Raw genomic sequence first — 20,775 nt, forward strand, 5'->3', positions numbered from 1 at the left:
TCCAGAAAGAAGGGGAGAGGGTGTGAGTGGATGGTGTGGCGGCAAAAATCCCAGACAGTCTTGAGTGTGATGGAACAGCACAGCCAGAGCCTATCCTGACTCGTTTGCACTCTGCGCGGGCACAGTCAGACCACTGGCGGTTCAGTCCGGTCAGCCCAAGCTAAAAATTGTGAGTTGTATTGCATAGTAGTACGGCGTCTAAGTAAATGCAATCCGGCTTGGGCGAAGGAAAAAGGCGGAAGCCTCAGCCCCCGCCGTTAGAGCTGGCCTGATTCCTTACGCAACAGGCGCAACCTCGTCGCTGTGAATCACGCGCAGTTCTTCGGCCTTGCCCTTCAGCAGTGGCATCACCAGTTCGCCAAAGCGCCGGGATTCCTCTAAGTGCGGATACCCGCTGAAAATAAACGAGCTGAAGCCCATCTCCTCATACCGCCGGATTTTGGCGGCCACCTGTTCCGGGCTGCCGATCAGGGCCACGCCGACGCCGCTGCGGGCCATGCCCACGCCCGCCCACAGGCCCGGTTCCACCATCAAATCGTCGCCCACGCCCGACAGCAGCTCTATTTGGCGCTGCTGGCCCACGCCGTCCACATAGGCATAACTCGCCACAAATGCCGCCCGCACCGCTGGGTCAACCCGGCTGATCAGGCGTTGGGCGGCGGCGCGGGCCTCGGCCTCGGTTTCGCGCACGATGACGTGGGTTCGCAGGCCGTAGCGCAGCTTTCGCCCGGTCTGGGCTTCCAGCGCCCGCATCTGCGTCAGACGCTCGGCCAGCATGTCTTCGCGCTCGCCCCACATCAGGTACACGTCGGCCAAGTCGGCGGCAATCTGCTGCGCCACCGGGGAAGCGCCGCCAAAATACAGCGGAATCGGTTGCACGGGGGCGGGGTCTAGGACGGCCTTCTCGAAGTGGTACAGGTCGGATTGGAACGACTGCGGCGGCGGCTGCGTCCAGAGTTGGCGCAGGATGGTCATAAATTCGCGGGTGCGCTCGTAGCGGCGGGCGTGATCCTCGTTGTCGCCGTACATGGCATTCTCGGCGGGGCTGCTTCCGGTCACGATGTTCAGGCGCACCCGCCCCGGAAACAGGTTTTGCAGGGTCGCCAGCATCTTGGCGTACATGGCCGGATGGAACATACCGGGCCGCACCGCGATCAGGAGCGCCGGATCGGTGGCGGCAGTGCGGGCCAACGCTGCCACCGCCGCCGTGTAGTTTTCATGCTCGGAGTGGTAGTTGGTAGCGGTCAGTAGGGCGTCGAATCCGGCCTCGCCCGCCGTTTCGATCAGGCTGGAAATGTAGGGTAGCGTGGGCTTACGCGGCGGCTTCTCGCGAGTGCCGATGAATTCGCCGTCGCGGGAGAGTTGCAAGAACCACAGGAATTCGGACTGGGAAGGTTGGGTCATGGGGTTGCTCCTTGCTCCTCTTGACGGTCTTGCCAAAAGTACAGAGTTGGGCCGTAATCGTCCGGCTCAGTGGCATAATGGAATTTAAATTTCTTGTCAGGAAACTGCTCTGTAAGCGCCGCCTGCCAAGTGCGATGCAAAATTTGGGCAAGATATTCATAGACTTCTAAAGGATGTTCTAGGTCATCTTGGAACAAATCATAGACGTGTAAATGATTTAAGACGCTTTCGACCTGACTGCGGTTGCCCTCTGTTGATTTCATCCAATTCTGAAAGCTTACTGGATCATAGTTTTCAGCACGCAAAATACAGCCATCAACTTCGATGAACTGCGGCCAAAATAAACTTGCGAAAGCTACGGCAAGGTCACGATTGCCTTTTTTATTCAGATATTCGCTGAGATCAAACTGCTCTCCCCAGAGTTCTTGTTGCACTTTGAGGCGTGGAAGATGCTGAATTGGCGGCAGTGGAATATAGCTCACGCCTTCACGCCCCCCGCCGTCAACCCCGCCACAAAGCGTTTTTGGAACACGGCGATCAGCACCACGATAGGCACGGTGGCAATGACCACAGCGGCGGCGATCAGCGGCCACGGAAAGGCGAACTCGCCCTGATACAGCGTGACGCCCACCGACACGGTTCGCATACTCAGGCGGGTATTGAAACTGAGCGCCAGCAGGAATTCATTCCAAGAATTGACGAAGACCAGCAGCGCCGCCGTGACGACGCCGGGGGCCGAAAGGGGCAGCACCACGCGGGTCAGTGCGCCGAAGCGGGTGGAACCGTCCACCATCGCCGCCGATTCGAGGTCACGCGGAATGGAGCTGAAGAAGGCCACCAGTGTCAGGATAGCAACGGGCAGGCTGAGGGCCGCGTAGGGCAAAATCAGCGCCGGATACGAATTGAGCAGCGACGCGCCTCGCATCAGCCGGAAGAGGGGTACCAGTAAGCTGACTACCGGAAACATGGAAAAGGCCACCACGACAGTCAGCAGCACGCCCCGGCCCCGAATATTCAGGCGCGAGAGGGCGTAGGCGGCGGGCGCCGCCACCACGATAGCCAGTACGGTACTGAGCAAACTGACGGTGAGGGAGTTGAAAAAAAAGCGGGCAAACGGCTGCTCGGTGAAGACCTGCGCGTAATTGGAGAAATTCAGCGCACTCGGCAGGTATTGCACGGGGAATTTCTGCAACTCGCCCTCTGTCTTGATGGAGGTCAGTACCATCCAGATGAAGGGAAAAAACCCGCCGAGAATGAGGGCGCTGAGGCCCAGCCAGCGGCCCGCCCGTTCCAGCGGCGAGAGGCGTGGGGGTGCGTCTTCCATGTCAGTCCCCCCCGCGCACGAAGCGCACGTAGACGGCAGTGACGGCCAAACTCACGGCAAACAGAGCCACGCTGAGAGTTGCTGCGTAGCCAAAATCCAGAAACTCGATAGAAGTGCGGTAGATGTACACGCCCAAGGTTTCCAATAACCCCTGCGCCGGAGCCTGCTGAATGAAGGTGTACGGAATATCGAAGACCTGCACGGCGCTAATCGAGCGGAAGATGAAGGCCACCGCTAGACTGGGGGCAAGCATGGGCAAAATGATGCGGAAGAAGGACTGTACCCGCGTCGCGCCGTCCACATCGGCGGCCTCGGTGAGTTCGCGGGGAATGCCCTGCAAGCCGCCCAGCACGATCAGGGCCACGAAGGAACTGGTTTTCCAGACAATCGTGATGACCATTGCGGCCACCGCCAGCCCCGGCGTAGACAACCAACGCAGCGGCTCCTGAATGATGCCCGTGCGTACCAGCAGGTCGTTGAACACGCCGTATTGCCCATTGAACAGCCACGCGAAAATAAGCCCGGTGATTACGGGCGGCATGGCCCACGGCAGCAGCAGGGCCACCCGCGCCAGCCCCCGCACGCGGCTAGGGGTATGCGCGGCCAGTGCCATCGGAATGCCGACGAGGAATGAGCCGACAACGGTCAGCACGCCAAAAAACAGGGTATTGCGGAGCGCCTGCCCAAAGCGGGGATCGCCGAACATCTGCACGTATTGCTTGAAGCCTACAAACGGCGTGCCCAGCCCCGGCTCGGTCAGTTTGTTCACGAACAGGCTGTCGCGCAGAGTCGTAATCATGGGAAACAGCAGCACTCCGCACAGCAGCAGAGCGGCGGGGGCCAGCAACATCACGGCCAGCCAGCCCTCGGAAGGCTCGCGGCGAAAGCGGTGCGGCTTGGCTGGAAGCGAGGTGGATCGGGAAGGGAGAGCCATGCACAAACCTCGCTTTGGTGAGGGGGTGAATCGATTTAGCTAACTTGGTGGGGCGTCTAAGGGTCAAAGGGTCGAGGGTCTAAGAGCAAACACGAAGGGGGCAGTTGTCCTCCCCTCTAAGGGGGGGCGTTGCGTGAGCAACGGGGGGGTTTACGCGCAGAGTTGAAAGGCAAACCCCCCAGTCTGCTCCGCAGCCAGCCCCCCTCCCTTCGGGCTGTCCCAGTCAAGGGGAGCACAACAGCTTTTAGTCCTCCCCTCAAGGGGGGGCGTTGCACAGCAACGGGGGGGTTCACCTTCCAACGCCAACTTCAACCGCCCCCAGGAACCGCTCTTCTTAGACCAGCGCCCTTACTTCAGCAAAGGCTCCAAATCCCGCTGCATTTCGGCCAGTGCTACATCTACGGTCTTGCTTCCGGCCACCGCTGCCGATACGTTGTTGCGAATAATCTCGCTGACGCGGGGGTAGTTGGGCGTAATGGGACGCGGGCGGGCCTTGGTCACGATGGAGAACAGGCTCTTGAAGTGGGGGTTAGCGGCTACAACTCCAGCGTCGTTGTATAGGCTCTTGCGGATGGGCAGGTACGCGCCTTTAATCGCCATTTCTTTCTGGATATCGCTGCTGGCCATAAATTGCAGCAGCTTGGCACTCGCGGCTTTGTTGCGGCTGTACGCGCTCACGGCCCATTGCCAGCCGCCCGTGCAAGTGGCGGTGCTGTTTTTGCCGAAGGCGGGAATGGCAACCACGCCCACATCGCCCTTGACCTTGGTGGGCTGGGGGCTGCTGCCCTGAAAGTGCGCCCAAGCGTAGCTCCAGTTCAGGCCGAACAAGACGTTTCCGGCTTGAAACTGCTGGCGGCTGTCGTCGGTTTTCATTTCGCTGCTGGCGGCGGGGGCCAATTTGGTTTTCACGGCGTTCACCAAAAAGCCGAGGCCCTGTTTAGCGGCGGCACTGGTCACGTCGTTCACGTTGCCGCCGCCCGTCCATGTCATCTCAAGGAAGTTGCAAACGGTGCCTTCAATGGGCGCACCCTGAAAGTTGAAGCCCTGCAAGTTGCCACCCTCGGCCTTCTGAATGCGGGCGGCGGTGGCGGCCAATTCTTCCCACGTTTTAGGGGCTTTGGCGTTGTACTTGGCTAGCAAATCTTTGCGGTAATACAGGAATTGCGCGTCGGTGAAGGCGGGCATGGCATACAACTTGCCGCCTACACTTGCTGCATTTACCGGGCCAGCAAGGAAGGCTTTCAGGTACACGTCTTTGTTGGGTACGTAGGCGTCGAGCGGTTCGGCCCACCCTGCGGCGGCAAACGTCGCGGTACGCACCACGTCGATCAAGAAGATATCCAGCGTGTTGTCTTTGGCGGCCAGCACAGTGGTGAGGTACTGATTTTGCGCCTCGCTGGTGGCCCCGCCCGTTTCGATCTTGATCTTGATATTCGGGTTCTGCTTCTGAAAGCGGTCAAACAGCGGTTGGAAGATTTCGGGGCGCTGCTGGCTGCCCATGAACACGTTGAGGGTGGTGGTGGCGGCGCTGGCCGCAGAACTCAGCAGCAGGGCGGTGGTCAGAACAAGACGGGTTCGCAGAGTGGTTCGCATAGTCAAGCCTCCAGTGCGGGTCAGAGTTGACCCCAGAACAGATGACCGATCCTATCAACAATTCATAGGCTGGGCCAGATGATGCCGCCCACCCCACTGCCTCCCCCTGCTCCAGCCAAAGCGGTTGCCAAAAAGACAGGCTGACACGGGGCCAACGGGTCAAGAGCCATTCCACAGTTCGGGCGGGATTGTGCAAGTAAGGTTGAAGAATCTATATCACACAATTTCCAGTGTCGCCCTACTCTGACTGGCCTGCGAATTATGTTGGAACCGTCATCAGAGATAGGACAGTGCCCAGTCTGTATGCCCGTGCGCCAGCCCCGCCCGCAGCAAGGCTTCTCCACTTGGTGGGCCGTCATGAAAGTGAGGCAATCCCGCCGCCCGACTCTGAAATTCTTCCATGCTCTGCTTTTCGGGCGCGTGAATGACTTCAGCCACCACGCCCGCCTCTACCCGGTACACCGCGCCGTACACGTTGCCGCGCCGGGCATCCAGCGATACGGCCACCTCGCCCGACAGCTTCACGCCGTCTGGCCCGCGCACCAGCCCTTCTAGCGTGGGCACGCCCACCACCTCTGCGCCCCACACCCGCGCCAGCCCCAGCGCGTAGCTTGCGCCCACCCGCACGCCCGTATAAGACCCCGGCCCCGTGCCGATCACGATGCGCCCTGCCCGTAGTGGCAACTCGGCCTCTGCAAACAGTTCGGCCACCGCGCCCGCCACCCGCTCGGCATGGGCGCGGCCTACCTCGGCAGACCAGACCCGCACGCCACCCGGCCACACCAGCGCCAACGTCAGAAACGGAGTAGCGGTATCGAGTGCCAAGGTAATAGGAGTAGGGGAGAGGGTCACGGGGGGAATTGTAGGGCGCAGGGGAGGGGATTGAGGATTGTGGGTGAATTGTCTAAGGGTCTAAAGGTCTAGGGTCTAAGGTAAGGCAATCGCTTGGTTCACTTCCCATCAAGCGGCTGCGGTTGTTTTTGCTTTTTCCACGTTCCACGATCTACTCACCACTCACGGCGCACAGCGTCCCTACCCCTCCACCGCGTAAGGAAACAGCAGCGTTGCCAAAATGACCGTGCCTATGTCGAACGCGGCTAAGAAGCCCACCCACGCTGTCACTTCCGGCGTCCAGCCCGTTTGCAGAAGCAGGGTAGTGGCTTTCACGGTAGAAATGACCACCGGTACCAAAATGGGGAAGGCCAGCGCGGGCAGCAGGGCCTCACGCGCTCGCAAGCTGACAGTGATGCTGCCGTAGAAGGTGGTTCCGGCAGCAAAGCCCAGCACGCCCAGCACGGTCAGGAGCGCCAGCGCGGGCCAAGGCACAGCACGGCCCGCGCCCGCCGCGCCAAACAGGATCAGGCCCATCGGCACGGCCAGCGCTGCCACCAGTAAGAGTGGCCCCAGCACGCCCAGCAACTTGCCCAGATACAGCGCCCCGTGCGCCCCCGGATAGAGGGTCAGTTGCTCTAGCGCCCCAGCCTCCTGCTCCTGTGCAAAGGCCCGCTGAGCGCCCACGGCGGCGGCCAAAGCGAGGGCTGTCCAAACTGCGCCCGATGCCAACGCCGCCGCCTGATCGTCTGATCTGGTCACGCCGCCGGTGAGGGCCAGCCCCAGCACCAGCAGCACCAATCCGGCAAAAAACCCAGTCGCCAGCAGCGCGTCACGGGTGCGCCCAGCCACGCGCAGGTCTTTGGCGGCTACCGTCAGCACGGTTTGGAAGGCGGATCGTGGGGTGTGGAGTGTGGTGGGTGGATCGTGGATCGTGGTCAGAACATCTTGTTCCACGATCCACACCCTACTTTCCACGTTCTTTTCACCCGCCATAATTGTCCTCGCTCAGCACGCCCGCTGCCAGCCGAAGCGCACGCGGGGCCACTTGCCGTGCCAGTTGCGGTTCGTGGGCGGCAATCAGCAGGGTCACGCCGCGCCCAGACAGCTCGCCCAACAGGTCAAGTGTCAGTTGGCGTCCGGCGTCGTCCAGATTGGCAAAGGGTTCATCAACCAAAGTAATTGGGCGGGCCAGCAAGTGAGCGCGGGCCAGTGCCAGCCGCTTCCGCATTCCTGCTGATAAAAAGCGCACCCGCCGTGCCCCCGCCCGTTCCAGCCCTACCCGGCGCAGGGCCGAGGCCGCGTCTCCTTTCAAACTGTGCATTTGTAGAGCAAAACTCAGGTTTTCTTCTCCCGTCAGATCGGGATACAGGCCTGCATCTACGGGCATCAGGTGTACGCAGTCGCGCACGGCCCGCCCATCGCGTAGATCAAATCCCAGCACACGGCCTTCTCCGCGTGTAGGCTTCAGGCCCGAAGAAATCAGGCGCAGGAGGGTTGTTTTGCCCGCGCCGTTTTCGCCCAGCAAGGTCACGCCGCTTCCGGCCGGGATATCCAAATCCAGCCCCCGCAAAATGACTTCGCGGCCCAAGCGGAGCCAGACGCCGCGCAACTGGACGGCGTGGGGGAGCGTGGATGGCGCGGGTTTAGACATTTTGCGTCCTGCTATGGGCCGTCCAAAATTTCAAGAGCCTCACACCTGCTCCTACAATCCACGATCCACCCACCACGATCTTTAAACTCTCAACCATTCCGGCATCACCTGATAAAAAAACGTTGCCAGTCGCGTAAATTGCCCGGTGATCATCAGGAGGCCCACTGCCACCAGAATGCCGCCGCCCACGCGCTCAAAAATACCGGAATAGCGGTTCAGACGGCGCAGGTTCAGGCGGTTCCAGAGCAGGGCGGCCAGCAAAAACGGGACGGCGAGGCCCAGCGTGTAGGTAGCCAGCAGGCTCACGCCTTGGCCGAGGCTGGCTGTGCTGGCCGCTAAGCCCAAAATGCTGCCCAGCGCGGGGCCGAGGCAAGGGCTCCAGCCAAAGGCAAACGCCGCACCGAGGGCCACTGGGCCGTAGCCGCCCGCATCGGCCAGCACACGGGTGTCGCGCATCAGAAAGGGCAGGCGCACGACGCCCAGCATCACCAGCCCAAAAAAGATAATGAGCACGGCGGCCACTTGCCCCAGCAAGATTTTGTGCGGGGCCAGCACCGCGCCGAGGCTGCTGGCTGTCGCTCCCAGCGCAATAAACACCAAGCCGAAGCCCAGAATAAATCCGAAGGCCCGCAGCAGGGGCGAGCGTGCGCCGCCGATGACGCCCAAATAACTGGGCACGAGCGGCAGCACGCACGGACTGAGAAACGAAAACAGCCCGGCCAGAAACGCCACAGCGAACGTGGGGGCAGACAGGCCGGAAGTCAACATAGGGGCAGTGTAGCGGGCGCGGGGTGGGCAGGGCGTCCCGGCTTAGTGTCTTGGGGTGTCGGTGGGGGCAGGTCTAAGGATCTAAAGGTCGAGGGTCAAAGGTGCTGGGGCAGTGAGATTCTGGCCGGGTAAAACGTTTGCTGGAGTACGGTTAGCACAGCCTTTGACTTTCTTAGTCTCTTAGACCCTTGACCCTTAGACGCCTTTCCACGTTCTGTTTACGGCTTGTCCGTCCCGCCCCATTCGCCCCGAAACGTTCCTTCCCATGCGTTCAGCACGCGCCCGCCTTGCACCAGCAAAACTGTCGGGTAGGCACCCACTTTCAACGTGCGGGCAAAAGTGGTGGCCTCCGCGCCGCGCCAAGGGTTGATGCCTGCGGGGGCTGGAGCGGGGGTGTCTTCAGCGTTTACGGCCCTTACGGGTAAGCCGCTGTCTAGGACGGCCTGCCACAGGTCGCCCAGATCGCCGCAGTCGTGCGAATAGACCACCACCACTTCGCGGTCGGCGGCACTTGTCCACGGGTGCGGAGGCAAAGGTTCGCCTAAACGCACGCGAGCGTCGGCGTGTCCCGCCCCCAAAGTCAGCAACAAAGTCAGAAGCGGGGCGTGACGCATAGGGGCCATGATGCGCCGCCCGCCCAGCCGTTGCGTGACCGGGCCATGAGAGTAGGCAGAAATGAAGGCGGCCCACCGAACTACTGGGGCCGCCAAAATGAGGGAAATCAAGGGGTGGTCGGTTCTAAAGTGCTGGACTGAGCCTTTACCGCTTTGAGGGCCGCTGGGTCGGGCTTCTCGTCTTTTAAGGGGGCCGGGTTAGGGTCGGGCGCGTAACCGGGGAGTTCCTCAATGTACACGCGCCGCTGCACGATGTTGGTAGGGGGCGTAAATTCGGTTGCCAGCCGCCCAGTGGTGCGGTCTAGGTCGATCATGGCGGTGCGGGGGTCTTGGCCGCCCGGTGCGAATGTGGTTTCGCGGTACACGGTGGGCAGGGGCGCGTCGGGCACGATTTGGGTGTTGGCCGCATCACGGTAATTGGGGTCGAGCAGAGCAATCTTGACGCCGGGCAGGTAGCCGGGGTCAGGCGCGTCTGCCGTCAGGATACCGGGCGGTTCCGTAAATTGCGTCACGGTTTTGCCCGCGTGGGCCAGTTCCATCATGCGCCGCCAAATCGGGGCGTTTACGTAGCCCGAATAGAAATAGATGGGCATCTCGCCGCCTTTTTGCTTGCCCACCCAGACGGCTCCGGTATACAGCGGCGTGGTGCCCACGAACCAGAAATCTTTGGGGCCGTTACTGGTGCCGGTTTTGCCTGCTACCGGCCAGTCTCCGAACTTGGCTTTTGTGGCGAGGCCGCCTTGCCGCTCCGTCAGGTCATTGACCACGCCCTGAATCATGTTCAGGCCCAGATACGCGACTTGCGGCGTCCAGACGCGCTTGGGTTTTACGGGGGTGGTTCCGGCGTCGTACAGCACCTCGCCGCGTGCGGTGGTCACGCGGGTCAGGTAGCGCGGCGCACGGTACAGGCCGCCGTTCACGAAGGGGGAGTAGGCGGCGGCCATCTTCACCGGAGTGGTTTCCACTGCGCCCAGCGCGGCAGCCAGCCCGGTTCCATCGTTGGGCGGCACACCCAGTTCGCGCATCTTGCCAAAAAAGGTTTGAAGGCCGATTCGGTCTGCAAGGCGTACTGTGACCAAGTTCAGCGAACGGTCTAGGGCTTCCCGAATGGTCATGCTGCGGTAGCTGACCGCGCCCTCAAAGTTTTTGGGTTCGTACACGCCGCCTTCGCAACTGCGGCACGGAAAGGACACGGGCTTGTCGTCCTCGCGGTGATCTTGGGTCAGTCCGGTACTCAGGGCGGTGGTATACAGCAGCGGCTTGATGGTAGACCCGATCTGGCGCTGGCCCTGCGCGGCGTTGTTCCACTCGTCGGGCGGGGCATTGCCCACCAGTTTTTGGCCGATCATAGCCAGCACTTCTGCCGTGTACGGGTCAAGGATGGTTGCGCCCAACGTTGCGCCGGGGGGCAATCCGGTGGCTTCCCGGCTGGCCGTTTCCACCGCGTTCTGAAGTTTGGGATCGAGGGTGGTATACACGCGCAGGCCGCCGCTGCCGTACACTTTCTCGCGCCCAAATCGGCGCACGAGTTCGCCCTCCACTTGCCCCATGAAGTGCGGGGCGCGGGTGGTAGTCACGGCTTTCAGTTCTTTGGCGGTGCGGTCTACCAGCTTGGCGGTTTTCACGTCGCCACTTGCGGCATACACCACTTGCCAGCCACGCGGTTGCAGTTTTTCTTGCCACGCGGCGTCAGATTGGGCCTGCGTAATCCATTGGTCTTCCACCATGCGGGCCAGCACCAGTTTCATCAGCGGGCGCACTTCCGCATAGTTGAAGTACCGTCCGGCGCTGGGCACCAGAATGGTCAGGTACACGCTCTGGGCCAGAGAAAGTCGCTTGGGCGTAGTGCGGAAATACGCCTGAGACGCCGCATAAATGCCGTACAACTCCACCGGGCCGCCGTCGCCCCAATAGATGGTGTTCAGGTAATTCTGAAGAATCTCTTCTTTGGTAAAGCTGCGCTCGACCTGCACGCTCAGCATCCATTCTTTCAGCTTGCGGTCAGGCGTGCGGGCTTGGTTGTATTCCTCCAGCAGCAACGTATTTTTCACGAGTTGGTTGGTCAGCGTGCTGCCGCCCTGCACCTCGTCGCCGCGTGCCAGCCGTTGAAACTGCCGTGCCAGTCCATATGGATCAAGGCCGTAATGCTCAAAAAACCGCCGATCTTCGTTCGAGATCAGGGCGGCCACCATAAACGGGCTGATTTCGTCCAGCGTGACCAGCGTGCGGCTGATGGCCTGCTCGCCAATTTTGGGAATCAGGCTGCCCAGTGAAGTGTTGTCGCGGGCAAAGACCCGTGTTTCTGCACCTAAGGAGCGGGTCAGGGAATCGAGTTGGCGGTAATCGGGCAGTTCGCGTGCCCATTTGGTGGCGTAGGTAGCGGCCACGCCCACTCCCGCCACCAACGCCGCGAGCAGCAGGGAAGTCAGAAATTTTAAGAACCTCAGAACGAAAATCAAGACTTTCTCCTCTTGTGCGGCTCCTCTAGGCCCGGTCGCTGTGCGCCGGATTGCTGCGTGATCTGAAGACCATCTATCAAACAGTTTCTATCAACACTGTGTATAGGGCATGTGGAGGAAACGCTGTGTCAGGCAACGTGTACCAGAGCTGATCAGGCTGGGGAGCGCCGAGTCCTGTAGCGCTCACCACCCGCCACTCAGCGGCGGCGGGCCTCGATCAGTTGGTTCACGCGGCCCCGCAAATTCTTGCCGGACAAGGGTTTGTACACGATGTCGTCTGCGCCCACCAATTTGGCATGGTCGCGGGTTTGGTCGTCGTCGAAGCCGGTCAGCAGCAGCACGGGGGTATTGCGTAGCCGCTTGATCCGCTTGACACGGGAGCAGATTTCGAAGCCGTCCATGTGCGGCATTTTAACGTCGAGCAGCATTGCGTCGGGAGTGTGGTCACGAAGGTAGTCCAGAGCCGTCTTGCCGTCCTGAACCGCTATGATTTCGTGCCCGTCTGCCGACAGAATGACCTCCAGCATAGTCCGGATGGCCGGTTCGTCATCAGCGACGAGGATGGTATACGCCATAAGCCCCATGATAGTGCAGCGCGGCCCTGTAAGAAACGTCACCTGTGCATGAATCACGTGAGAAACCCCCACACAGTGGCGGGGGTAAGGCGGGGGTACGGTGTTTTGGAGGGATTTTAGAGCTGCGAGACAGGGTTTGTGGAGCTTCACAGCGTAAATTAACGTTCCGGGCGAACTTCCCAGTCTGCTCTCCTGCGGAGCTGTACCAGTTCGCAGCCAGCCCCCCTTAAGGGCAGCGCAACAGCAGTTGTCCTCCCTTAAGGGGGGGCGTTGCGTCAGCAACGGGGGGGTTCAATTTCCACCTCAGCCCAACCATTCCCCAGCAAGCCAATCATCAATCCTTCACCCCTTGCCCACAGCCTGCGCTTCCCGCGCTTCCTGTGCCAATTGGCGGCGCAGGATTTTCATGGCGGCGGTTTTGGGCAACTCGGTGCGGAATTCCACGCTACGCGGCACTTTGTAGGCACTCAAGTCTTTTTTGCAGTAGGCGATGATCTCGGCCTCGGTGGCCTTCATGCCGGGTTTTAGGGCCACCACCGCATGGACGCTTTCGCCCCGGTAGGCGTCGGGCAGGCCCACGGCGGCAGCTTCCAACACCGCCGGATGGCCCATCAACACTTCTTCCACTTCACGCGGATAGATATTGAATCCGCCTGCGATGATCAGGTCTTTTTTGCGGTCTACGATACTGAAATAGCCGTCTTTGTCCATGATGCTCATGTCGCCCGTCATCAGCCAAGTGCGCCCGAAGGCTTCGCGCAGGGTCTTGGCGGTTTCGTCGGGGCGTTGCCAGTAGCCCTTCATAATCATGGGGCCAGCCACCCACAACTCTCCAATTTCGCCGTCTGGCACGGGCTGGCCGTCTTCACCCACCACCACCGCGTCTACGCCCGGCATGGGCAGGCCGATGCTGCCTTCGCGCTGGCCGCTAAACAGCGGGTTGGTGTGCGTAATCGGGCTGGCTTCGGTGAGGCCGTAGCCTTCTACCAAGTTCGCGCCGCCCGTAATTTCCCGGAACTTGCGCGAGGTTTCCAGCAGCAGGGGGGCGCTCCCGCTGATGCACACGCGAATGCTGGTCAGGTTGTGCCCCGGCGTGTCGGGATGGTTGTTGATGGCGTTGTACAGCGTGGGCACGCCCGGAAACAGGGTGGCTTTGCTGGCCGTAACTGCGCCCAACACCATCTTGATGTCGCGGGGATTGGGCACGAGGGCCATCGTCGCCGCCACCAACACACTGAGATTCATGGCAACGGTCATGCCGTATACGTGAAAAAATGGAATAGCCGCCAGCGTGACTTCCTGACCTTCGCGCAAGTCGGTCATCCAAGCGCGGGCCTGCTCGCAGTTGGCGACCAGATTACGGTGGGTCAGCATGGCTCCTTTGGGCACGCCCGTCGTGCCGCCCGTGTATTGCAGCAGCGCCACATCATCCGGCTCTCTCCGCACGGCGCGGGGCGTGGGCGGCTGAGAGTTCACCACAGCCTTAAATTCCAGCACCTTGCCGCCCGGTTTCACGCCCACCCAAGTGCCTTCGCGCCGTGCCTTCACCGGGTACAGCAGGTTTTTGGGAAACGGCAATGCATCCTGAATCCCGGTCACAAACACGCGCCGCACGCCCACGTTGGCCTCTATTTCGGCAAAGCGCGGATAGAAGGAATCCAGCAGAATCAGGGTTTCGCTGCCGCTGTCGTTCAGCTGATGCTCCAGCTCTTTGGGCGTGTACAGCGGGCTGGTATTGACCACTACCGCGCCCGCCAGCAGCGCCCCGAAAAAGCCCACCATAAACTGTGGGCAGTTGGGCAGCATGATCGACACTCGGTCGCCCGGAGCCACGCCCGCTTTCTGGAGAGCCAGCGCAAACCGCTGGGCATCTTGCCACACCTCTTTATAGGTCGTGGTTGCGCCCACAAACGTCAGCGCGGCGCGGTCTGGAAACTTGGCGGCGGCCCGCTCCAGCAGCATCGGCAGCGTGTCGGCACTGGGCGTAAAGTCGTGCGGCACGCCCGCTTCGTAGTGGGCCAGCCAAGGACGGGGCAGAGGGGGTGCGGCTGGGGGCTGGGATGTAGGGGGTTGGGGTGCAGTCATGGGCGTGGGCACGCTCCTTTTGGGACTTCTGTTTTCTGGTCTGTTTTCTGGTGAAGTAAGTCGGCGCGGATAGACGAACAGATCGGCAGCGGGGCGGGCAAAAGGAACGGCGGCCAAACAGCGCAAAAGCACCTGCGAGACACACAAACACTCTGTAACGAGCATTGGGGAGCAAACACTGTGTAATTGAACCGAGTATAACAAAATCTTTATTACGCCGCTATCACACCCCCAGCGGGCCAATGAGCGCAAGGCTGTCGGCCCGCTTAGCCTGCCTGCACTCCGACTCAAGGTTGCCTCAAGCCGCTCTCACTGGCGTTTTGACAGACTGGAAGCATGACTGACCAGCCTGCTGCACCCTTGACCCTCAGCCACCGGGCACACCTGCAAACCGCACTCCAAATGGCCCGCGAAGCAGTAGCGGCGGGCAGTTCTCCGGTGGGGGCCGTGCTGGTGAACGAGCAAGATGAAGTGGTCGCCACAGGCCGCAACCGCGTGGGAGAAGACCAGACCGCCGAACGGGTGGGCGGCGCGAGCGTGGCCCACGCCGAAATGGACGTATTTTTTGCGCTGGGCAAACTGAAAAACCCCGGCAAGCTGACCCTGTATTCCAGCCTAGAACCCTGCCTGATGTGCGGCGGCGCGTCCTCGTTGCTGGGCGTGGGGCGCGTAGTGTGGGCCACCGACGATGCGTGGGGCGGATCGGGCCGCCTGATCAAGTGGGCCGATCATCCCGCCATGCAGTCCACCGAAGTCATGGCCTGCCCCTACCCCGATCTGGAGGCCGAGGGCGCACGCCTGTTTGCCCCCGAAGCCAAGCGGGCCTTTCCTGATGAAGGCTGGGAACTGTGGCGGGAGCGCTATCCGGCAGAAACGGCGGAAATAGAGGAAGGGGGAGAGGAGCAGGACGAGGAAGACGGGAAGGACTGAATGCTCTAGCCTCAGCCCATGTCCATTCTTGTCATTGGCAGCGTCAACGCTGACCTGACCGTGCAGGCCGCCCGCATTCCCGCCCCCGGAGAAACCGTGCTGGGCGGCGACGCCCGTGTGTCGCCGGGGGGCAAAGGCGCGAATCAGGCGGTGGCCGCAGCGTTGGCGGGCGCACACGTCAGGCTGTGTGGGGCGGTGGGCGGCGATGCAGACCCCTTCCGGCTTTCGGCGTTATCGGGCCTGACCCGTGCGGGTGTGGATTTATCGGGGCTGCATACGCTGGACGCCCCCACTGGACTGGCCCTGATTACGGTAGCGGCGGGCGGCGAAAACGCGATTACCGTCGCCAGCGGCGCAAATGCCCGCTTTGGGCCAGAGCATTTGCCCGCTGGTTGGAGCGGTTTCACTCATCTGCTGCTTCAGCAAGAGCTTGCGCCCGCCGTGACGTGGGAGGCTGCCCGCCGCGCCCATACTGCCGGACTGACCGTGATCCTGAACGCCGCGCCCGCCCGCGCCGCTGACCCGGAACTCTTGGCCCACACCCACCACCTGATCGTGAATGAGCATGAATTGGCCGCACTGATAGGGCGAGCTGTCGGGCCGGATGCACTGGAAGTGGCCGCCCATTCCCTGCTAGAGCTGGGGCCGAGGGCCGTCACGGTCACGCTGGGCGCACAGGGCAGTCTGACCGTCACCCCCGATGCGACTTACCGACTGGCGGCCCATCCGGTACAGGTTCTGGACACCACTGGGGCGGGCGACACTTTCTGTGGCGTGCTGGCAGCGCGGTTGTGCGGCGGCGACCCCCTTCCTGACGCGCTGTACTGGGCGGGCGTGGCGGCGGGCTTGGCCTGCACCCGCCCCGGCGCACAAGACAGCATGCCGGGGTGGGCGGAAGTGTTGGAAGCGGAGAGACTGCGCTAGGGCATCACTGCTTATTCTTTCGGGCTGCCTGCGCTACCCACAGCACCAACCCTTGTACCCGCCCATTCAGATCAGGGTCAATGGCCGGATCAGTTCTCCACTCGTCCAAACGGCTGATTAGCGTCTGCCAAGGCTCCGGAAAAGTAGACAAGGCCCAGCGCACGGCGGCGGGTTTGCTGCCCAGTTGACCGGTGCTGAGCGTGTGGGCAATGCGGCACATGGTTTCGGCGGCGTATATGGCGTGGCCCCTGTGCCCCCAACCGGGATCGTGGGGCGTGAGGGCAAACGCCCGCCAGTCTTGCAGGCGGTGCAGCACGGCACGGCGAATCTGGGCCTCAGAGACGGGGGCAACGAGAGTCTGAGGATCGGGGCCAAACAATCGGCTCTGACCGTGCAACACGGCCCAGCGCTCCACTACCCAGTTTTCATGGTGGGTCTTCCATTCCAGTTCTCCGCCCCCGCGTGACAATGTAGGATGCTGCTCCTCTGGTCGCCAATATTTGGCAGAGACGCGGGGCAGATAAGCCACTTCCAGCTCACGGCAATACGGCTGCCCGGAGGCGAACAGGCGGGCATGCATCGCGGCCAGCTCAGCACATTCTGAGGCGCTGAGCGGCTGATCTGTGATGCAGAGGGCGTCTACGTCACTGGTTTCAGGATCGAAGTCGCCTAACGCCAAGGAGCCGCGCAGGTACAGTCCCACCAGATTCGGCCCCAAAATGGCCTGTTGTTCGGCCAGCAGGTGGTCAAGAAATGCACGGACGATAGGCGGCCACATGGCTTTATCCTAAGTTGCCCCCGCCCGCCTTTGATACGCTGCCTTCTATGCGTTACCGAGTCTTTACCGAACACGATTACGACGCGCTGCACGCCCTAGACCTCGCGGCGTTGGGGCAAGCCGACCCTGCCTTCGAGACCTTGCCGCCCCGCGAACGCGAAGGCCGGATTTGTACCACGTTGCCTGCTCTCAAGTTCTACGAGCGCAGCGAGCATTCCTTTGTGGCCGAAGACGACGGCGTGCTGCACGGCTTTATTTTTGCCCAGAGCGTGTGGCAAGGAGACCGCCCGGTGGTGCTGGTTCGCACGGTAGCCCTCGCGCCCCATGCAGAGGCTGCCACCGCCGAGGGCTTGCTACACGCCACCGTCAAAAGTGCCTACGACACCGCCGTCTATGAGGTGCATTTTGCAGTCACACCCGCGCTAGAGGCCGCCGCCTTTGCCGAAGGCGCACATGTGCTGGGGCGCTACGCCGTGCGGCATCTGGGCACGCGGGCCGACAGCGCACCCGGCCAAAAGCTGGGGCCGCTAGGGGTGCCGGAATTGGGCCTGCCTGCCCGCCCCGAGTCTCTATAATGCAGACTATGACCAAATCTGCAACCCGCGTCCTGCTCGGTGTGCGCGGCATGAACCGCGAGGCAGGCGAAAAAGTGGCCGGGGCGCTGCTGGCGCTGCCCGGCGTCGTCCGTGCCATGCCCGACGACGGCCAAATCGAAGTGCATTACGATCCCTCTCAACTGACGGTTATGGACTTGGTTCGCGCAGTTCGCGGGCAGGGCTTCCTTGCCGGAATGCTCTAAACGCGGTGGCGCTGGGCTACGTCGGTGTGCTGACCATCCGTGTAGAAATGCCGTGGGTCAGTAATCTCAAGGAAAAACGGGCGCTGGTACGGCCTGTCGTGGAGCGCCTGAAGGCCCGCTACCCCCTGACGGTGGCCCGCTTAGACGGTCTGGATGCCCACGATTGGGAGATCATCGGCGTGGCGACACTCAGCAACGATTACGTCTGGGTCGAAGAAACCCTCCGCATGGCCGCCGACTACATCGCCCGTGAAGGTGAATACCGCGTGGCGTGGGAAACCACCGAAATCACGGTGCTGGGCGAAGATGACGGGGAAGACGAGTAGGCCAGAGTCAGAACTTCTCGCCCAAATTGAAGAAGGGGAGCCAGTCATGTAGACGGCTCCCTCTTTCTTGATTACTGTTCCCTAGTTCAATTACTTGTTGAAGCTGTCAAACCCTTCGGGGCGGGTCAGTACGCGCCAGTTCAGTACGTTTTCACCGCTGAGGCCGTCGGCGGCGACAGCGTTGGCAGCGCAATCGTATTTGATAGTAGTTTTCCGCATGATAGGCCAGATGACAGCGGCGGCGCGGCCTGCCACATCACGCTTCAGCACCGGCCCAAATAGTCTCGAATCTTCGCTGCCGCTCGCGGTGCGGTTGTCGCCCATGACGAAGTATTGTCCGGGCGGTACGGTCACTTCGGGTTGATCGGTCAGGAAGCTGTTGTTGCCTTTAGAGGCGGCCAAATTCGCTAAGCTGCTTTGAGTGTCCCAGCAACCTTGCTGACGCCAATAATCGGTTGTCCAACTGGAATCCAGTTTGGTGCCGTTGACCGTGACTTCGCCGCCACTCACGCTGATTTTGTCGCCGGGCAGCCCGATCAGGCGCTTGATGAGAAATGGGCGGTACTTCCAAAGGTTCAGCGGGGCGCTTCTGTTCAGCTCTGCAATGGCATCGGCGGCGGCGCGAGGCGGCTTGAAAATCAAGATGTCGCCGCGCTTGAATTCTCCGATGCCTGCTTTGTGCAGCCACGTTTCGTATTTGGGCACGAACACGCGCTCGCGGTTGCGGAGGTTGGGCATCATGCTGACGCCGTCCACACCCACCAGTGTGGCGACAAACTGCGTAATGACCACCGCGAAGACGATGGGTTCCAGTAGTTCCTTCCACAGTTTTTGAAGGGGGCCGGGGGCGGACTTGAGCAATCTGGTCATGCAACGCGCAGGATAGCGGATAGCGAGTGAGGAACGCCCACACTGGCGGGGCCGTGCTTCAGGATGTGGGGGTGTTCGGCGGGAGTGGGGCAGAGCTTTGGCCGCTGCCCAGCAGGGCATGAATACGCGGCAACTCGGCCAGTGCCGCCGTTCTGCCTGCTTCTATGGCCTGCACCGAGCGGTTGAAGTTTTGTAGGTCTACGTCGCCCAGCACGGGCCGCAGCAAAATATCGGGACGGTAGAGGCTCAGGCGGGCGTCGGTGAGTTGGGCCTGCATGATTTCTACGGCTCGCCTAAGAGCTTGCACTGGCCCCAAATGTGCTTCTCTGCGCCACAGCAGCACCCGCCGCCCGTGCAGTTCCAGCGGACTGGTGGCCGTTACGTCTACGGCCACCACCTTCCGCACGCCTAAAAACAGCGCCGCGTCCACTGGAACCTGATTCAGCACGCCGCCGTCCGATAGCAGCATTTCATCGAGTGGCACAGGGTCGAGCGCCCCCGGATAGGCGGTGGTGGCCCGGAGTGCCGTCAGCAGGTTGCCGCGTGACAGATACACGCCCCGGCCCGTGAGGACATCGGTGGCCGTGAGCGCCAACGGAAGGGGCAGTTCCTCAAAAGTAGCAGGCAAATGTTGTGACAACCACGACTCGAAAGCCGACACCCGAATCAGGCCGGTGCCGGGCCGCCAGTCCACCAACCGACGCCAAGACACCGACGCCGATATTTTCTCCAATTCTGCGCCCGAATAGCCTGCCGCGATAAACGCGCCTACCAAGCCGCCCATGCTGGTTCCGGCCAGTACGGTGGGCTTCAGGCCCGCTTCTTCCAGCACCCGCCACACCCCGATGTGCGCCAGTCCCCGCGCCCCGCCGCCGCCCAGCACCAAGCCGTATCCTGTCATCCGCACCCCGTCATAGGGGCGATTCTACGGGCCAGCGGGCAGATGTGCGGCCTAGCCCCCTTTTCGCGGATGACTGCTCTGGGCGCTGACTGTCCCGCCACATGCCCCTTCATCTGGTTGGGGTGTCTACCCAGATGGGCCACTCTTACGCTAGCGTGGGGCCGATGCCTTTGGCGGGTCAACTTGTAGGCGATGGGGTGCGATTGATTCGTCCCGTCGGGCGTGGTTCGCACAGCGTCGTATACTTTGCGGTCTCGCGGGAGGGGACGCCGTGTGCCGTCAAAATCTTTCCGCTGCATCTGGCGGCCTACGCAGACCGTGAATACGAAAACGCCGCGCCGCTGGATCACCCACGCTTGGTGCGGGTGCTGGAGCGCACCACCGTATTAGACCAGCCCGCGCTGGTGGTCACGCTGGCACGCGGTGAAACCCTGTTTGACCGGTACGCTGCCCGCCCCGCCCTGACCGAAGAACGCCGGGCCTTTTTGCTGACGCTGGTGCATCTGCTGGACGCGCTGGCTTACCTACACGCACGCGGCATGGTTCACCGCGACATCAAGCCCGAAAACATCGTGGCCGAACCCGATGGCAGCGCCAAACTGGTGGATTTTGACCTGTCAGGGCCGCTGCACGAAATCATGACCGCCCCCACCCGCATGGGCACGGCAGCTTTTCAGAGTCCGGAAGCTTACCGGGGAGAACCGCTGGGGCCGGAAAGTGACCTGTACGGGGTAGGCGTGCTGCTGGGCTGGGGGCTGCACGGCTCGGTGCTGGAACCCGGAGAAACGCCGCCCCACAGCGATGATCCCTTGTCGCATCTGCACATCATCCTGACCCGCCGCGATCCGGCGGCCCGGCCCAACAATGCGGTATGGGCGAGGACGGAGTTGCTGGCGTTGGCGGGGTTGCCGTATTAGTGGGGCGACAGGGTCAGGTTCCGGGTGCTTGGTCTAAGAGACTGTCTGGAAAGCGTGGTTGCAGGGGGTTTTGAGAGATTATACAATTT

At 61.8% G+C, this 20,775-nt stretch carries 22 protein-coding genes; 6 read left to right on the top strand and 16 right to left on the bottom strand.

Features of this window, described 5'->3' with window-relative positions; translation table 11 throughout:
- Nucleotides 1-276 precede the first annotated feature (276 nt).
- From E7T06_RS18600 to E7T06_RS18660, 13 genes are all read right to left on the bottom strand, one after another.
- The gene (locus E7T06_RS18600; RefSeq protein ID WP_136367257.1) at nucleotides 277-1,404 is read right to left on the bottom strand and encodes an LLM class flavin-dependent oxidoreductase; all 1,128 of its coding nucleotides are present in this window, start codon (nucleotides 1,402-1,404) and stop codon (nucleotides 277-279) included.
- Nucleotides 1,401-1,886 carry a hypothetical protein gene (locus E7T06_RS18605; protein WP_136367258.1) on the bottom strand — a complete coding sequence of 162 codons (486 nt, stop codon included), beginning with the start codon at nucleotides 1,884-1,886 and terminating at the stop codon, nucleotides 1,401-1,403. Before E7T06_RS18605 ends, E7T06_RS18600 begins: the two co-directional genes overlap by 4 nt.
- Nucleotides 1,883-2,728: a carbohydrate ABC transporter permease gene (locus E7T06_RS18610; RefSeq protein ID WP_136367259.1), complete on the bottom strand. Its 846-nt coding sequence runs from the start codon at nucleotides 2,726-2,728 to the stop codon at nucleotides 1,883-1,885. The genes E7T06_RS18605 and E7T06_RS18610 overlap by 4 nt, the downstream gene beginning before the upstream one ends.
- A gap of 1 nt (nucleotide 2,729) precedes the next feature.
- Entirely contained in the window at nucleotides 2,730-3,662 is a 933-nt protein-coding gene (locus E7T06_RS18615; protein ID WP_136367260.1) for a sugar ABC transporter permease, read from the bottom strand.
- Nucleotides 3,663-4,010: 348 nt separating this feature from the next.
- Nucleotides 4,011-5,255, bottom strand: a complete 1,245-nt coding sequence (locus E7T06_RS18620) for an ABC transporter substrate-binding protein (RefSeq protein WP_240741177.1) — start codon at nucleotides 5,253-5,255, stop codon at nucleotides 4,011-4,013.
- 276 nt (nucleotides 5,256-5,531) lie between these two features.
- Nucleotides 5,532-6,107: a tRNA (adenosine(37)-N6)-threonylcarbamoyltransferase complex dimerization subunit type 1 TsaB gene (gene tsaB / locus E7T06_RS18625; RefSeq protein WP_240741178.1), complete on the bottom strand. Its 576-nt coding sequence runs from the start codon at nucleotides 6,105-6,107 to the stop codon at nucleotides 5,532-5,534.
- A gap of 180 nt (nucleotides 6,108-6,287) precedes the next feature.
- A complete protein-coding gene (locus tag E7T06_RS18630) occupies nucleotides 6,288-7,082 on the bottom strand; it encodes a heme exporter protein CcmB (RefSeq protein ID WP_136367262.1) in 795 nt (264 codons plus the stop codon).
- Nucleotides 7,072-7,740 (bottom strand): ABC transporter ATP-binding protein, encoded by a 669-nt coding sequence (locus E7T06_RS18635; RefSeq protein WP_136367263.1) that lies wholly within the window; start codon nucleotides 7,738-7,740, stop codon nucleotides 7,072-7,074. The genes E7T06_RS18630 and E7T06_RS18635 overlap by 11 nt, the downstream gene beginning before the upstream one ends.
- 81 nt (nucleotides 7,741-7,821) lie before the next feature.
- Nucleotides 7,822-8,508: a cytochrome c biogenesis protein CcdA gene (locus E7T06_RS18640; RefSeq protein WP_136367264.1), complete on the bottom strand. Its 687-nt coding sequence runs from the start codon at nucleotides 8,506-8,508 to the stop codon at nucleotides 7,822-7,824.
- 218 nt (nucleotides 8,509-8,726) lie between these two features.
- Nucleotides 8,727-9,233: a penicillin-binding protein gene (locus tag E7T06_RS18645; protein ID WP_346763219.1), complete on the bottom strand. Its 507-nt coding sequence runs from the start codon at nucleotides 9,231-9,233 to the stop codon at nucleotides 8,727-8,729.
- A complete protein-coding gene (locus E7T06_RS18650; RefSeq protein ID WP_136367265.1) occupies nucleotides 9,230-11,581 on the bottom strand; it encodes a transglycosylase domain-containing protein in 2,352 nt (783 codons plus the stop codon). Before E7T06_RS18650 ends, E7T06_RS18645 begins: the two co-directional genes overlap by 4 nt.
- 197 nt (nucleotides 11,582-11,778) lie before the next feature.
- The gene (locus E7T06_RS18655; protein ID WP_136367266.1) at nucleotides 11,779-12,165 is read right to left on the bottom strand and encodes a response regulator; all 387 of its coding nucleotides are present in this window, start codon (nucleotides 12,163-12,165) and stop codon (nucleotides 11,779-11,781) included.
- 333 nt (nucleotides 12,166-12,498) lie between these two features.
- Nucleotides 12,499-14,241, bottom strand: coding sequence for a long-chain fatty acid--CoA ligase (locus tag E7T06_RS18660; RefSeq protein WP_136367267.1), 1,743 nt, complete (start codon nucleotides 14,239-14,241; stop codon nucleotides 12,499-12,501).
- Between the two features lie 336 nt (nucleotides 14,242-14,577).
- Here E7T06_RS18660 and E7T06_RS18665 point away from each other — a divergent pair, with 336 nt between their 5' ends.
- A complete protein-coding gene (locus E7T06_RS18665; RefSeq protein WP_136367268.1) occupies nucleotides 14,578-15,171 on the top strand; it encodes a nucleoside deaminase in 594 nt (197 codons plus the stop codon).
- Between the two features lie 18 nt (nucleotides 15,172-15,189).
- On the top strand, nucleotides 15,190-16,095 hold the full coding sequence (locus tag E7T06_RS18670; protein ID WP_136367269.1) for a ribokinase: 906 nt from the start codon (nucleotides 15,190-15,192) through the stop codon (nucleotides 16,093-16,095).
- Nucleotides 16,096-16,099: 4 nt separating this feature from the next.
- On the opposite strand, the gene E7T06_RS18675 is transcribed toward E7T06_RS18670, so the two are convergent.
- Entirely contained in the window at nucleotides 16,100-16,873 is a 774-nt protein-coding gene (locus E7T06_RS18675) for an aminoglycoside adenylyltransferase domain-containing protein (protein ID WP_136367270.1), read from the bottom strand.
- Between the two features lie 47 nt (nucleotides 16,874-16,920).
- On the opposite strand from E7T06_RS18675, the gene E7T06_RS18680 reads away from it, so the two are divergent.
- Genes E7T06_RS18680 through E7T06_RS18690 form a run of 3 tightly spaced genes read left to right on the top strand, consistent with a single transcriptional unit; the run spans nucleotide 16,921 to nucleotide 17,998 of the window.
- Nucleotides 16,921-17,448 carry a DUF1999 domain-containing protein gene (locus tag E7T06_RS18680; RefSeq protein WP_136367271.1) on the top strand — a complete coding sequence of 176 codons (528 nt, stop codon included), beginning with the start codon at nucleotides 16,921-16,923 and terminating at the stop codon, nucleotides 17,446-17,448.
- The gene (locus E7T06_RS18685; RefSeq protein ID WP_136367272.1) at nucleotides 17,448-17,672 is read left to right on the top strand and encodes a heavy-metal-associated domain-containing protein; all 225 of its coding nucleotides are present in this window, start codon (nucleotides 17,448-17,450) and stop codon (nucleotides 17,670-17,672) included. Before E7T06_RS18680 ends, E7T06_RS18685 begins: the two co-directional genes overlap by 1 nt.
- 5 nt (nucleotides 17,673-17,677) lie before the next feature.
- Entirely contained in the window at nucleotides 17,678-17,998 is a 321-nt protein-coding gene (locus tag E7T06_RS18690) for a DUF503 family protein (protein WP_136367273.1), read from the top strand.
- Nucleotides 17,999-18,088: 90 nt separating this feature from the next.
- Here the strand turns inward: E7T06_RS18690 and lepB are convergent, their stop codons facing one another.
- Nucleotides 18,089-18,868 (bottom strand): signal peptidase I, encoded by a 780-nt coding sequence (gene lepB, locus E7T06_RS18695; RefSeq protein WP_136367274.1) that lies wholly within the window; start codon nucleotides 18,866-18,868, stop codon nucleotides 18,089-18,091.
- A 58-nt stretch (nucleotides 18,869-18,926) separates the two neighbouring features.
- Nucleotides 18,927-19,769: a patatin-like phospholipase family protein gene (locus tag E7T06_RS18700; protein WP_136367275.1), complete on the bottom strand. Its 843-nt coding sequence runs from the start codon at nucleotides 19,767-19,769 to the stop codon at nucleotides 18,927-18,929.
- 164 nt (nucleotides 19,770-19,933) lie between these two features.
- On the opposite strand from E7T06_RS18700, the gene E7T06_RS18705 reads away from it, so the two are divergent.
- Nucleotides 19,934-20,686: a serine/threonine-protein kinase gene (locus E7T06_RS18705; RefSeq protein WP_136367281.1), complete on the top strand. Its 753-nt coding sequence runs from the start codon at nucleotides 19,934-19,936 to the stop codon at nucleotides 20,684-20,686.
- Nucleotides 20,687-20,775: the final 89 nt, after the last annotated feature.

Source organism: Deinococcus sp. Arct2-2 (genome assembly GCF_004801315.1).
Lineage (GTDB): Bacteria > Deinococcota > Deinococci > Deinococcales > Deinococcaceae > Deinococcus.

What these genes read in the sequence shown, in the direction of transcription:
- E7T06_RS18660 (WP_136367267.1), bottom strand. Translation starts at nt 14,241, where the DNA reads ATGACTGCACCCCAACCCCCTACATCCCAGCCCCCAGCCGCACCCCCT.
- lepB (WP_136367274.1), bottom strand. Translation starts at nt 18,868, where the DNA reads ATGACCAGATTGCTCAAGTCCGCCCCCGGCCCCCTTCAAAAACTGTGG.
- E7T06_RS18685 (WP_136367272.1), top strand. Translation starts at nt 17,448, where the DNA reads ATGCAGACTATGACCAAATCTGCAACCCGCGTCCTGCTCGGTGTGCGC.
- E7T06_RS18610 (WP_136367259.1), bottom strand. Translation starts at nt 2,728, where the DNA reads ATGGAAGACGCACCCCCACGCCTCTCGCCGCTGGAACGGGCGGGCCGC.
- E7T06_RS18655 (WP_136367266.1), bottom strand. Translation starts at nt 12,165, where the DNA reads ATGGGGCTTATGGCGTATACCATCCTCGTCGCTGATGACGAACCGGCC.
- E7T06_RS18665 (WP_136367268.1), top strand. Translation starts at nt 14,578, where the DNA reads ATGACTGACCAGCCTGCTGCACCCTTGACCCTCAGCCACCGGGCACAC.
- E7T06_RS18680 (WP_136367271.1), top strand. Translation starts at nt 16,921, where the DNA reads ATGCGTTACCGAGTCTTTACCGAACACGATTACGACGCGCTGCACGCC.
- E7T06_RS18675 (WP_136367270.1), bottom strand. Translation starts at nt 16,873, where the DNA reads ATGTGGCCGCCTATCGTCCGTGCATTTCTTGACCACCTGCTGGCCGAA.
- E7T06_RS18615 (WP_136367260.1), bottom strand. Translation starts at nt 3,662, where the DNA reads ATGGCTCTCCCTTCCCGATCCACCTCGCTTCCAGCCAAGCCGCACCGC.
- E7T06_RS18620 (WP_240741177.1), bottom strand. Translation starts at nt 5,255, where the DNA reads ATGCGAACCACTCTGCGAACCCGTCTTGTTCTGACCACCGCCCTGCTG.
- E7T06_RS18640 (WP_136367264.1), bottom strand. Translation starts at nt 8,508, where the DNA reads ATGTTGACTTCCGGCCTGTCTGCCCCCACGTTCGCTGTGGCGTTTCTG.
- E7T06_RS18670 (WP_136367269.1), top strand. Translation starts at nt 15,190, where the DNA reads ATGTCCATTCTTGTCATTGGCAGCGTCAACGCTGACCTGACCGTGCAG.
- E7T06_RS18600 (WP_136367257.1), bottom strand. Translation starts at nt 1,404, where the DNA reads ATGACCCAACCTTCCCAGTCCGAATTCCTGTGGTTCTTGCAACTCTCC.
- E7T06_RS18700 (WP_136367275.1), bottom strand. Translation starts at nt 19,769, where the DNA reads ATGACAGGATACGGCTTGGTGCTGGGCGGCGGCGGGGCGCGGGGACTG.
- E7T06_RS18635 (WP_136367263.1), bottom strand. Translation starts at nt 7,740, where the DNA reads ATGTCTAAACCCGCGCCATCCACGCTCCCCCACGCCGTCCAGTTGCGC.
- E7T06_RS18630 (WP_136367262.1), bottom strand. Translation starts at nt 7,082, where the DNA reads ATGGCGGGTGAAAAGAACGTGGAAAGTAGGGTGTGGATCGTGGAACAA.
- E7T06_RS18705 (WP_136367281.1), top strand. Translation starts at nt 19,934, where the DNA reads ATGCCTTTGGCGGGTCAACTTGTAGGCGATGGGGTGCGATTGATTCGT.